The sequence below is a fragment of the Rhodopirellula sp. UH5 genome, from assembly GCF_056839225.1.
In genome coordinates this window covers 1,093,226-1,105,215 of the sequence record NZ_CM166390.1, presented here as the reverse complement: position 1 = coordinate 1,105,215, position 11,990 = coordinate 1,093,226, and the positions used below count along the sequence as shown (strand labels likewise).

Here is an 11,990-nt window from a genome sequence, read left to right as displayed (position 1 = left end):
CATTTCTGATTGGCTTCTCGGGACTTTCAATTTCCTCTACTTCATTCAAGCGATTCCCCTGGACTGCATTGCTCTGCCTCCTTTACCCAGCTTTGCTGGTCCCAGCTTTACTGCACTACGACCTAACCGACTTCCGTATGTGGATGCCTTTTCGACACTCTCCTGTCCTGGTTCTTCGAGTGGCTTCGGCTGCTTGGGCAATGTACGCTATTGTATGCATTCTGCGATGTCACTTCTTTCACTGGAGTTCGGTTGATCGCGAATAACCAATAAGGATTTGACTTCGCGTGGATGCGACGGTTGAGTCACTTTCTCTTTCAGCTCTCTTCGTTCGTCGCGGTGCAAAACGCGTCGCCTAGCCGAAGCTCAAGTCCTCTGTTCAAGATGCCCGGTATTGAATGGCGAGGCGTTGATTGAGTCTCTCTTGGGAATTGCTTCCCGGCTGCGTTCTCTAACGAAGAGGCAGGGTGGTCTTGAAGCAGGTGAATTCCTGATCGGCCGTTTGCCCTGGGCCAGTTTCGCTGGCGACGAGTTGGATGGAAGCGGATTGACGCTTATTGCCCGATGAGTTTTGAGCGTGAAATTGCCGTCGCGACATACCTTCCCACTTCGCCCTCCTGAAAGCGTTCGGATTCGTTCGGTCATTTCACTTCGCTGGTTCATGCGTTACCCACTGTCGTAGTAAGTCAGCCCGTGCTCGGGGCGGATGCCCTGCGAAGACAAGGAGGTGTAGCTGACCTCGATCACTCGCATGACACCGCCACACAGGCGGCATTTCATCGGCACGGTCAACGGTTCCGCTTGCGGCGCGTAGCCGCTGCCCAACCAGAACGTCCAGCCAAGGGCGAGCCAGACCAACCACTTCACCTCCTCGACCTTCACCTTGCTGTTCCCGCTCATCCAACCGTAGTGGCGGATCTTCATGAAGTTCGTCGGCAGAACGTGCTGCAAGAAGTCACCCACGAAGTCGTCGCCGGCAACGGTCTTGTTCTGCATCACGTTCCCTTTGCGACGAATTTTGTACGTCACCGTTTCCGAATTGACATCCGTGATGCGACTGTCGTTGATCGCGACTCGGTGAACGTACGGTGCCAAGTATTTCAGCGTTGGAACGCCGTGCCCAACCGGCTGGATGTCGACGACGAAGTCTTTCGTCCAAGCCTCGCGATCGACTTGGGCATAAAGACCTGCGGCACGAAGCTCATCGGCGAGCTTTGCCTTGTAGGTGCTGATCAACGTGCCGTGGTGGAACAAGAAGTTCTTTGGCGTACTCTGCCATGACAAGGCATTGCCATGCTCATCCAGTTTCACTCCGCCGCCAGGAACGACATAGTGAACGTGCGGATGATAGGTCGCTGGATCACGCCCCCAGGTATGAAGCACCCCAAAGAATCCAAGTTGGCACCCTTTCAGGCTCTCGGTTGCCGCGCCCACATCGCGAACGCTCTGGCTGCTGGCGCCGAAAAAGCATCGGTAGCCGTCACGCTGAGAGCGTGCACGACCACTTGAAATCTGTCGTCTGGAAGCAATGGCCTGATCACTTACGAGCCTTCGCAACAAACGAATGCGGCGACTACTTCGCGTTCGACACTGCGCAATCACCATTTAAGATATACTACGTGGGCCCCGAGGACTCCGTACCCGAGGCAATCGCCGGCTGCGAGGATGAAGGGTATGTTCTCGACTCGTTTGACGCTTGGAATGACCGAAAAATTGCTGCTTGGAGAGCGGAAATGTGTGATTTAGGCGAACCAGACGATGCACGTGTGTCGCCGAGTTGAGTTTATTGAAGTGGTGGGTCGTTCGCGGCGACCACGTGATCGTTAACGTTTTGCTATCGAATTAAATGTACGACTTCGGATCCTGGGAAGACCATTGTCACTTTCATGACCAGCGTGATTACGTTGGCTTGGTGGCCTACTGCAAGGACGAAGTCAAGCGTTCCCCCGGCGATCTATACGCTGCCGAGCGTCTGCTACAGGCATTCGTGCTTAATGGCGACTTCAACGACGCAATTGATTTTGGAACGACGTTAGAACGCGATTGCCCGGGCCGAGGGATGTTCTCACATCACATTCTCGACGCACTGTTTGCAATTGGAAAAACTGAAGCTGATTTCGATTGGGCCGAACCGCCAAATATCATACGGCTGGATCAGCGTGTCTCGGATGGCTGTTACGAATTCCTTCGACCCAAGCGGAAGCCTCGAACGCTCGATGATTTCCACACCGAGTTATGGCTGCACGATTACGTAGCATTCTCGGATGAAGAACTGCTACTCTATTTGCAACGGGATGATCGCTTCGTCGTGAACGGTGACTCACCCTTGAATGCTGAGATCACCGTCGTGCGCAAACGCAAGAAAGCAGAACAATGACATGCATAGGAGCACGGTTTGCAGCTTTCTTCGCAGTGGATCGTCCACTCTCCGCGTCCCGTGATGCCTAACGTCATGCCGCCAAGCAGAACTGCACGCGAAAATGCTTGAACCTGAAACGATATCTGAGATTTCATCCATGGTCCGGTCTGGGTTCTATTCCCGAGACCGACTGCTGGAAATATTTACCGAGGAAATGTACGCACCCGATGAACTCGACCCTGCAGAGGTGTCTGCTGAGTTGGATGCACAGTTCACTCAATACGAAGAGGAAAAACAGTCCTACCCGCCAACGACTGATTGCGATCGCCTCGACGCTGCGTTCAAAGTGATGAACGAACGTGGGGTCGTCGCCATCCAGAATGCTGGCTACACGCAAAGCGACGGATTCGAAGACGTTGGTAAGTCTTACAACCAGCATCCAAACAAGGAGTCTGTTTTGGACTATTGTTTCTATCACGGCCAGGACCTGGAACGTGCGGTAAACGGCGTGGGATTGTACTTCGCGTTCGGCCCAGTCGACCCCGCAGATGAACAAACTGTCGGCATCGAGGTGGGAAATATCGTTCGCGACTCACTTGAGAGCAATGGCTTGGCGGTCGAGTGGGATGGGACATTTGAAAACCGCCTCAGGGTTCCCAAGCTGAATTGGCAGAAACGTTGACCGGTATCTTTACACGTAACAATGCCGCCCACCGGAGGACGGCACGGGGCGTTTACAAATGGACGATCAAGCCGCCGTCCCCGGTGACGTCATCCGTCGAAACTAATCGCTTCTCTCTGGTGCACTGCCTGGAGATGCATCCTGGTCTTGAGTGTCAGGCATCCTGCGTGAGGAAGTGTTGGCGTCCCTGCTAACTCCGTTCCTCCAATTGTTCGACCGCTTACTCTGTTCTGTCGGGCATGCAGTCTGCCACGCGATCGCGCGTGCGTCCCATCTCAGCTTGGATGGCAATGCGTGGACCCGGTGACAACTCAACGGACCCCTCGCCGAGAGCGGGCGGTTAAAACGGTTGTGGGACTGCGCCTTTGGATTTCGCAAGCACGCTGGTGATCCCCTGCTCGCATTCCCATGCGAGCGTTCTCAGCTACCAACCGGAGTCCCAGCCAATGACGCCCTACAAGAAACACAACTGCCCGGTCACCAAGCGGCTTGCCGAAGACATGTTGATTCGCAACATGGCCCCCCGAACCATCGATGCTTCCACCGATCACGCCAGAAGGTTTGCAGGCTTCATTCAAAAACCGCTCGACGAGGCAACCGTCGAAGACGGTAGAAACTTCCAGCTTTACCTGATCCACGAGAAGAAGATCGGCTATAGCTCATTCAACCAAGCCGCCAGAGCTTGCTAAGCAGGTCGGCAGGAATGATCGGGTAGAACCATGAGAGCCGTTTGGGCGTTAGCCCCGGTTGTGCGTGAAAACCGTGGCTAACGCCAGCGGCTCATATACCCGATGACACCTGCCTACCTGCTTAATCGCTTCTCTCTGGTGCACTGTCTGCACATAAAACCTGGTCTTAAGTGACACGCATCCTGCGTGAGGAAGTGTTGGCGTCCCTGCTAACTCCGTTGCTCCAATTGTTCGACCGCTTACTCTGTTCTGTCGGGCATGCAGTCTGCCACGCGATCGCGCGTGCGTCCCATCTCAGCCTGGATGGCAATGCGTGGACCCGGTGACAACTCAACGGACCCCTCGCCGAGAGCGGGCGGTTAAAACGGTTGTGGGACTGCGCTTTTGGATTTCGCAAGCACGCTGGTGACTCCCGTCTCGCATTCCCATGCGAGCGTTCTCAGCTACCAACCGGAGTCCCAGCCAATGACGCCCTACAAGAAACACAACTGCCCGGTCACCAAGCGGCTTGCCGAAGACATGTTGATTCGCAACATGGCCACCCGAACCATCGACGCTTCCACCGATCACGCCAGAAGGTTTGCAGGCTTCATTCAAAAACCGCTCGACGAGGCAACCGTCGAAGACGTTAGAACCTTCCAGCTTTACCTGATCCAAGAGAAGAAGGTCGCCTATAGCTCATTCAACCAAGCCGCCAGAGCTTGCTAAGCAGGTCGGTAGGAATGATCGGGTAGAACCATGTGAGCCGTTTGGGCGTTAGCCCCGGTTGTGCGTGAAAACCGTGGCTAACGCCAGCGGCTCACATACCCGATGACACCTGCGTACCTGCTTAGTGGTCCGTCAAGGTTAAAAGTTAGGGTTGATCGTAGTGGACGAGGCCACGAGTCCTTGGATTTGACGCCAGTTCAGGACTCGTGGCCTCGTCCACTACCCTAAAAACAAGTCCTGACAGACCACTGGGAATAGCGGCTCGCTACGGTTTCTGTACAAGCACACCATCCAGATCCCTTGGCCTGTCACGATGGTTCACTCGGTCGCGATGTGTCACCCGCCGACGAAGAAGGAGGTGAAGTCGATCAACCCGACTTGCTGTGTGAGCACTGCGGCAGTGACCGGTTGGAACTGGTCGCTCAGACGGAGAAGCCATCTTGGAAGGAGCTGATGTGGCGAGAGAGCGACAGTTGCCCGTGGTGGTATGCCGACCGGCAACGCGAATCGCATCGGAAGTTCAGGACGGAGTCCCATGGCAAGGATTTTTACGATTGGTACCTGCAAACTCAGGTGGAAAGTGCAAAGGAACGCGAACAAGATCGCCCACCGGCGATTCAGCTGTCGCTACCCGGCCTTGCCGCTTCCCGAGCATGCCAAGAATCGTATCTGGTAGACTCTTTCTAGCGAACCAGACGTTCTGATACGCTTCCCCGACCAACCCAGTGCGGCGACAAAGTTCAACGCACGATCGATGCATGCACCTCCTGTGCCTCCATCGATCGCAATTCGTTATCCGATTGATGAATGAAATTCAGACTTCGTTCCCTTCTGATCGCTGTACTTGGCGTTGCAGCCTGTTTCGCTTTTTACCGACCTATCGCTGACCGCCTGCTTTCACCGCGATTGGACGGTTACTACATTACCAGCACGACTGAACCCGCTTCTTATCCATGCACGAGAGGAGTGTTCGTAGTAACTGATCCACGACTGCAGCGTCACCGAATTGTCGCGTTAAATCGAATGACGACTCAGCAGGAAACGCCGTATCGCGAGTCGCCGGACTGGTTCGTGTCCAAGCTTCATGCCGATGGCCGTGGGGTCGAGTGCTTTGTGAATGATCGACGGATATATGCTACTGACAGCGTTCAGATATTTTACTCGATTGACAATCAGCCCCCCCGCCTTCTGATTGTTCCATGGAACGAGTACCCGAAGCACGCCGTCATTTCGCCGGATACAATCTGGCGACTCTACATTGATTCCATAAGCGGATAACAATTGCGATCGGGATAGGGTCCCGGTTGCCCGGGACTTTCCCCCAATGAGTGAAGTGAAGCACAGCCTTTGAAACCGTACACTTCGCCAACGCACGCTGAATCGGATTCTGCCTCAATCGATCATTGCTCACTTGGTCCGTCGCTGCTCCACTCGATCCAAACCGTCTGGATGGCAACAGGAATCTCTCTTCTGACGCTGGCCATTGTTGCGTCGTTGATGATGGACGAATCCATGCTGCGATTGCTTGCTTCCGATGATTCGTATGTCGCATCGTTTGCTGCGTCGGTTCCAGTCGCCGTATTCTTTGCGATTGGATGCATCGCTGGATGGTGGTTTCAGTCATCGCGAGTAGCGTTCGTCGCGACAGCGGTACCCGTTGTTTGCTTTGCTTCACTTCTCTGGGTATCTGACTCCATACATGATTTCGGCGAGGGTGACGAAATCGTCGGCCACCTTGGACTTGGGATATTTCTTGGTGGTACATTTGGCATCATTGCTTTCATGATCCGCAACTCAATCGCTAGAATTGCCTTCTCCGTTGCCCCTCATTCCCTGTTCGCAATCGGTTACGCTGCAGCTTTGAACGCCATGTCATCGTGACAGAGAAGAAGACGGCACCATGGGCTGCATTGGAGGCCGCGAATTGACGTTTTTGCAGAGAGTCATTATCGCGGTGCCGATAAATCTTCCGCTGTCCGAGAGGAATTCGAAGATGGACTATGTCGCTGAATCAAAGCGGATGTTCTGCGATGGTGATTACCAATGGAAGAACGCCCTCGCATTTGACTTGCATCAACGCGATCCTCGACTCGCAGCCCTGTGGGCAATTTGTTGTGCAGAACGCCTCCTCGCATTCCGATTCCCCAAAAGACTATCCGATTTCCAGGATGACTTGGTTCACGCGAGACTTCGTTTGGATTCGTTCCCTACGACAAACGACCCTGAGAAAGTCGAATACGAGATCTGGCATCGTCCCAATCGGGATGCACCACAGACCGCCGTGTCAAAGCTTTTCACGGCTATTCGTGAGTCTCATCAAAGACGCAACTGCGTGTGGGCTTCTGGGGCGGTGATCGCAAATCTTACTGACGACGAGTGGGGAACAATTTCCGGCGGTTGCACGTCGACGGTGCTGTACAACCTTGTTCTTCAAGCGTACTTCGACGTCATTGTCGAATTCGAGTCTGAATGACCAATCCATTTCCGACACCGACCACGGTTCTGATTCGCCCCCAGTTGCTAGCTTCCAGTGCAGATTCTACCACGCGTCGAATGATTCGAATTGCGTGAAATGCAGGCGCAGTCGCTCGCAGCCTGATGATGTAGTCAGCGGGAACGCGATCGTGTCTGGTTCGTCTGAGGTAATCATGGGCTTGCGCCCGTCGGCTGATCATTCGATCAGCGAAATGTTCTCGATCAAGAGTCAGCTAGTTGTGTCGGTGCTTTCCTATCGCCCGCTGAACACGATCGTCAAGACAGTGCAGTGTGGCAGTCGCTGATTGTGCCAGAGCATCCCCGCTGACCTGTTCTATGATGCAGGCAAAGCAGGTCGGTAGGAGTGTTTCGGCATTTGGACTGTTTCGGCAAGTGCTGTTGCTCCCACGTCCAACCGGGGCTAACGCCCAAACGGCTCACATGATGATGCCCGATTATTCCTGTCGACCTGCTTCAGACGAAACCCACTCGTGAAAATGAATGCATGCTTGACTCCACAGAACTCAAGACGCCGCTCGCGTTTGTCGTGATCCTGACGCTCCTGGGCTGGTTTTGCGACGGGGGATTTGTTGGGCACATTCAATCCTGGGGACTACCACGCAATGTTTCCGGACGTTCCGCCACAACGATTGGATGAAGTGGCGGTTGGCATTCGCTTGCGTGGTGGCATTCTTCTGGTCTTCTCGTCGCTTCGCAAGAAGGATCGCGATCGTTGCCGCCTTGTTCCCGATTTACGGTGCCTCGATTGGGCCGGCGGACGCGGTGGCTCGATACACGAGCCTTTCGATGCCCAATCAACCGTCCTGGCCGCTTCTTCTTCATCGACGATGCTATCCGATTCATTCTTTGTTTGACCACACAACGATCGTCGGTCGGCAAATCATCGCTTACAACCACCGCTGGTCTGACTCTGTCGTTGCCCATTAAAACTGTGACCGCCGTTCGTGCTTGCTTGCCGTGTGTCCCGGGAAGCAGGTCGGCAGGAGTGTTTCGGCATTTGAACTGTTTGGGCAAGCGTTGTTGCGTTCACGTCCAAGCGTGGCGCATGGTGATGCCCAGTCGATCCTGCCGGCCGGCTTGAGCAACAGCGAAGAAGGGGATCGGTTTGGAATTGTGGGACAAGCATCGAACTCGTGTTCCGCCGAAACACTGGTTGGAATGCTGTGCCGCCTGATTTCCGCTCCGTCCTCTGTTGACGGATCGACATCAACTCCCTCTGCGTTGTCAGCATTCGAAATGAAAAAACATTTTCCGAACGATCTTTTGAGCCGTATTCGGATATTCGAGGAAATTGGAAAGTTCGTTGACAAGCGTCGTGCAGCAAGCTGGTTCTTCGGATTGACGCTTCCGTACGCCTTGCTTGTCAGTTTTCTAATCGCCTGGCGAGACACGTACCAACCCAACCCCGGGATCATCGAATCCGCATTGAGATTTCTGTTTATCGGTGTTGGGTTTGTCGCGATTCAAGGTGTTTTCTATTGTGTGGTGATTCAACCAGGCATTTCCGCCTACTTGGCATCCAGAAGTTTTGACCAAGCCAAGCCAAACGATCTGGAAGAATAGACACGGCGCTTCGGAGTTGCACTCGGAAGTCGCATGATTCCATGTTGCTCCATAGCCGAAGTTGTTCCTCGTTGCTGAAAGGAAGTCGGTTCCATCGAATGCTTCAACCTCGTGACATTGTCGTCGTATTTGAAGATGACCCGGAATCGGGAGGAACCCTCGGGCACTACGGAACTGTCGTTCGCATTTCCGCCAACGCGTTCACGTCTCCCCATGAGCGAATCGTCCGTGTGCTGGTGCAGGGACGACAGATCGATGTTCTGGAACGCGACGTTCTGGCGACAGGACGCGTCGATGAATCGAATCCGTGGGTTACCACGGCATGTTCTGTTGTGTTCGAGCCTCCTGACAATCGCGGAGAAACACGTGGTTCGTATCGATCACGAGCGGGGCAATTTCGGTTCGTGTTTCGCGTTTCGAATCGCCCCATTTCAACTTATCGCTTGCGATTGTCGCCGCTCAAGGAAGGGACGCGACATGGGGACTTGGAGTACGACGCGGCGGCTCGATCGACATTGGACCATGCGTTTGTACTTCGCGCGATTGGCGAAATCACAGGCGAGTTGGCGGTGGATGAACAACACGCGGTCAAAGGAACGGTTGGCATTGGGCTCGGTTGAGACGAGGCGTCGCGATCGAGGGTTGCGAGATGGAACAGTTGAGGACAACGGTTCTACTCTGACTTCTCTCATCCAATTCCTTTCAAAGCATAGCTTCCGGTGGAGGCCGAGCGACGCCGTTCAGGCGGACGCGTTGGAGGGAGCGGGCAGGGAATGCGGCGCGCACTGCCCTCCCCCGGAAAGCTCGCTGAACGCTCGCATTCCGACCCCTCCCAACTTCGTCGGGCGGGGTTCTCAAGACGCTGCTGGCTCAGCATCTAACGACTGCCCCACCTCCTACGCGGGCGGGGGCCGCAAGACGTCACGAACACAGCACACAAGAACTGCACGCCCCACTGCATCCAGGAGGGGAGTTTAAAACTCGCGAATGGAATTTGTCGGCTGCACAACCTCGAGGCGGGGCGTTGACGGTCAGGACAGTTCAGAGGAATGCTCACTCAAGCGAATCGCCACCACACTTCCAATCAGTCAGCCGCCCAAGCGAACGCCCAAGTGGCTCGCATGGTTGTGCCCGATCCTCCTGACACACAACGGCATTTGGTATGCTGGCGGGATCACGAGACCGGAGCGTTCGAGATCGTCGCGGATGACTTTCGCGAGCTTCCAAGCGGCGACAGAACATTGCGATGCAGCTTACGGGCGTGTTCGGCGCTTTGTTGATGAGTGCCGTCGTTGCACTAGAATCCACAAACTCAGACGTACCAAGACCAGAGCGATGAACGAAATTTTTATCACGGCTGTTGCCGTCGCAATTTTGCTAGCGTTGGGCTGGCTTTGGGAATTCAAATGCAGTTGTGAATTCAAGCAAAAGTGGCCTGCAATCTCCGACCGCGATTTCCTTGCCAAGTGTGCGCCCGCCACGAATCCGGAACGCGCGTTGAAGGTCCGCCGAATCATTTCTGAGCAACTTGGCGTGCCGTACGAACACATCCATCCAGAGCAAAGCTTTGTGGACGATTTGGACTGCTGTTGACCGACCGATCGTAGCGTTTGCTGTCACTCACGGAACACCGGTTTTGAACATGCGGAATCGCTGAGCACCGGGACTCTGGGGGCAGTCTGTTTTGCTAAAGATTCACCCAGAGGACCAACTCATGACTGTGCACACTGACAAGCTCGAAATGCCGCCGATTGCGTGAGAGACGGTGCCCTTGAAAGGAAGGATCCAACTTATGGAGATGGGGTGGGTCCAATCGCAGGAGGTCCAAGCCATTTTGGATCACGTCGTGCTCGCCGGTGTTTGTCTTTTTAACATACGGTATACGCGAGTCCGACGATGGTTGAGCCTCGTGTTTCGTAGCAACCAAATTGTTCTTCAGCGCCAGCTGAAGTTGGCGTATCCGTCCCTCAATCGACGCAACAACACGCATGGCTAAACTGCCCACTGGCTTCCGTTCCATCGGAATGATCGAATGCAAGGTCGACGGCAAGCCCTCAATCTCGGACTCCGATTGGATTGCCTTCATCGGTTCGCGTTCGGAACTGGTGGACGGACCGCCCCAATACGGTCGCAATCCTGCAAATGGCCAAGTGATCGAGCTGCGAAGAAGTGGCACCTGTCGAGGGATCTCAGATGGCGAACGGATAGTCGGGTTTCTCGACTTTCAATTCTGGGAATACTCGGACCAAAATGAAGGCACGGCTTTTGGTAGTGTGATGGTCGGCGCCGCACTGGGATTTGAGAGAACGGTGGCCGACCGCGCATCGGAGTACGCAGCATCGCTCAACGCCCAATTTTGTCCGCGAAACAGTTCGAGAGCGTAGTCATTTGTCCCTGTCGGATAGCGTTGTCACGATCCGATTCACTAACCAATCAATCACCCGTTTGATGATTCGCTCACGCTTCAAACTTCGTACTTTGTTGGTCGCCGTTGCGGTGATCGCGGTTGCACTTGCGGCATATCCGCGAATCCGTCGGTATCTTCAATGGCGGGAGGCCCGCGTATGCGTTGAGAACTGGGCAGCAAATCTAAAACGCGAAGGGACTGGAGTAGAGCAGTACACGCACTTGCGTCTGTCCTTCGATCGCACACAAGTCGGTCCTTTCAAAGGTATGTCCTACTCCGTCTTGACGGCTGAACCAGAACTCGAGAAGTTGCCCGACGGCACCATGACCTGGACGACCCACGCAGGAACGATTCCCGATCCAAAGCGATTTTTTGTGATTCCGCCTGGCAAGTGGGTGGACGATGTTGATGGCATCATCGAGGCATGGGATCGCTTTCAAAATGATGGATACAAACACTGACGATTGTCGTTCGGCTGAGCACGGAAAGGTGGGATTTCGACTCGTGTTTTGTTTGCCATCATCGAACTGTCAGTGCAGGGGCGGTGTGCGATCGTTCCCTCGCTTTCATGTCAAAGCCCTCATGCGTTGGCAGAATGCATCGACCAACTGCACATTCCAAGACCGAGAATCAACATGATGAAATGGCGATGGGTGTTCATCATGACGCTTGCCGTGATGCCGGTTTCTGGGTTATCGCAGGACAGCGGATGGTCAAGCAGATGCTGGCTGATCGACCGGACATGAAGAACGTCATCGACCGGGAACATCCCATTTGCGCGTGGGTGGTGGACGGTTTGGAAGAAAATTCGTCGGGCAGCGTGTGATGCTCGAATACGATGCGCAACTGCGAACGCACGAATTGTTCGCGAAGGATCCGCTCCCCGACAGTCCACACGGTCGCGACGGGTGGTACAACACTTGGGTGAAACCAGAGTTGCCGACCAAAGAGGCCTTTGAAGCTGAATATGCGGTCCCTGGAAGCACAATGTCCAACTTCGACTCCTTCTTCAACGCGTTTCAAACCCAGTTCGCTCCATTCATTTAGCCTTCCGATGGAGACGAGTCCTGAGTTCGGGCCGCTATT

General features: G+C 54.4%; 12 protein-coding genes and 1 pseudogene. 12 read left to right on the top strand and 1 reads right to left on the bottom strand.

All coding sequences use genetic code 11. From position 1 onward, the window contains the following. Nucleotides 1–666: 666 nt before the first annotated feature. Nucleotides 667–1,494: pseudogene (locus UH5x_RS04005) on the bottom strand (IS91 family transposase); the annotation flags it as partial. A 418-nt stretch (nt 1,495–1,912) separates the two neighbouring features. Between UH5x_RS04005 and UH5x_RS04000 the strand changes: the two are divergent. The 12 genes from UH5x_RS04000 to UH5x_RS03945 all read left to right on the top strand — a co-directional run bounded on the left by UH5x_RS04000 (nt 1,913) and on the right by UH5x_RS03945 (nt 11,951). Beyond that, nucleotides 1,913–2,377: a hypothetical protein gene (locus tag UH5x_RS04000; RefSeq protein ID WP_482634788.1), complete on the top strand. Its 465-nt coding sequence runs from the start codon at nt 1,913–1,915 to the stop codon at nt 2,375–2,377. 103 nt (nt 2,378–2,480) lie between these two features. Beyond that, nucleotides 2,481–3,041: a DUF6891 domain-containing protein gene (locus UH5x_RS03995; protein ID WP_482634787.1), complete on the top strand. Its 561-nt coding sequence runs from the start codon at nt 2,481–2,483 to the stop codon at nt 3,039–3,041. A gap of 446 nt (nt 3,042–3,487) precedes the next feature. Next, entirely contained in the window at nt 3,488–3,730 is a 243-nt protein-coding gene (locus UH5x_RS03990) for a phage integrase N-terminal SAM-like domain-containing protein (RefSeq protein ID WP_482634786.1), read from the top strand. Nucleotides 3,731–4,135: 405 nt separating this feature from the next. Beyond that, nucleotides 4,136–4,438 (top strand): phage integrase N-terminal SAM-like domain-containing protein, encoded by a 303-nt coding sequence (locus tag UH5x_RS03985; protein ID WP_482634785.1) that lies wholly within the window; start codon nt 4,136–4,138, stop codon nt 4,436–4,438. A 300-nt stretch (nt 4,439–4,738) separates the two neighbouring features. Next, the gene (locus UH5x_RS03980; RefSeq protein WP_482636137.1) at nt 4,739–5,125 is read left to right on the top strand and encodes a hypothetical protein; all 387 of its coding nucleotides are present in this window, start codon (nt 4,739–4,741) and stop codon (nt 5,123–5,125) included. 762 nt (nt 5,126–5,887) lie between these two features. Beyond that, nucleotides 5,888–6,319 (top strand): hypothetical protein, encoded by a 432-nt coding sequence (locus UH5x_RS03975; protein WP_482634784.1) that lies wholly within the window; start codon nt 5,888–5,890, stop codon nt 6,317–6,319. Nucleotides 6,320–8,170: 1,851 nt separating this feature from the next. Then, nucleotides 8,171–8,497: a hypothetical protein gene (locus UH5x_RS03970; RefSeq protein ID WP_482634783.1), complete on the top strand. Its 327-nt coding sequence runs from the start codon at nt 8,171–8,173 to the stop codon at nt 8,495–8,497. Nucleotides 8,498–8,595: 98 nt separating this feature from the next. After that, complete coding sequence (locus UH5x_RS03965) at nt 8,596–9,117, top strand: hypothetical protein (RefSeq protein ID WP_482634782.1); 522 nt, start codon at nt 8,596–8,598, stop codon at nt 9,115–9,117. A gap of 586 nt (nt 9,118–9,703) precedes the next feature. Next, a complete protein-coding gene (locus tag UH5x_RS03960) occupies nt 9,704–10,090 on the top strand; it encodes an acyl carrier protein (RefSeq protein ID WP_482634781.1) in 387 nt (128 codons plus the stop codon). Between the two features lie 855 nt (nt 10,091–10,945). After that, nucleotides 10,946–11,365, top strand: a complete 420-nt coding sequence (locus UH5x_RS03955; RefSeq protein WP_482634780.1) for a hypothetical protein — start codon at nt 10,946–10,948, stop codon at nt 11,363–11,365. A gap of 134 nt (nt 11,366–11,499) precedes the next feature. Then, nucleotides 11,500–11,730 carry a hypothetical protein gene (locus UH5x_RS03950; RefSeq protein ID WP_482634779.1) on the top strand — a complete coding sequence of 77 codons (231 nt, stop codon included), beginning with the start codon at nt 11,500–11,502 and terminating at the stop codon, nt 11,728–11,730. Beyond that, nucleotides 11,730–11,951 carry a hypothetical protein gene (locus UH5x_RS03945; RefSeq protein WP_482634778.1) on the top strand — a complete coding sequence of 74 codons (222 nt, stop codon included), beginning with the start codon at nt 11,730–11,732 and terminating at the stop codon, nt 11,949–11,951. Before UH5x_RS03950 ends, UH5x_RS03945 begins: the two co-directional genes overlap by 1 nt. Nucleotides 11,952–11,990 lie beyond the last annotated feature (39 nt).

Bases quoted from the DNA above. Each gene is read 5' to 3' on its own strand.
- UH5x_RS03975 (WP_482634784.1), top strand. From the start codon at position 5,888: ATGGCAACAGGAATCTCTCTTCTGACGCTGGCCATTGTTGCGTCGTTG.
- UH5x_RS03950 (WP_482634779.1), top strand. From the start codon at position 11,500: ATGCATCGACCAACTGCACATTCCAAGACCGAGAATCAACATGATGAA.
- UH5x_RS03990 (WP_482634786.1), top strand. From the start codon at position 3,488: ATGACGCCCTACAAGAAACACAACTGCCCGGTCACCAAGCGGCTTGCC.
- UH5x_RS03995 (WP_482634787.1), top strand. From the start codon at position 2,481: ATGCTTGAACCTGAAACGATATCTGAGATTTCATCCATGGTCCGGTCT.
- UH5x_RS03955 (WP_482634780.1), top strand. From the start codon at position 10,946: ATGATTCGCTCACGCTTCAAACTTCGTACTTTGTTGGTCGCCGTTGCG.
- UH5x_RS03960 (WP_482634781.1), top strand. From the start codon at position 9,704: ATGACTTTCGCGAGCTTCCAAGCGGCGACAGAACATTGCGATGCAGCT.
- UH5x_RS03970 (WP_482634783.1), top strand. From the start codon at position 8,171: ATGAAAAAACATTTTCCGAACGATCTTTTGAGCCGTATTCGGATATTC.
- UH5x_RS03945 (WP_482634778.1), top strand. From the start codon at position 11,730: ATGCTCGAATACGATGCGCAACTGCGAACGCACGAATTGTTCGCGAAG.
- UH5x_RS03965 (WP_482634782.1), top strand. From the start codon at position 8,596: ATGCTTCAACCTCGTGACATTGTCGTCGTATTTGAAGATGACCCGGAA.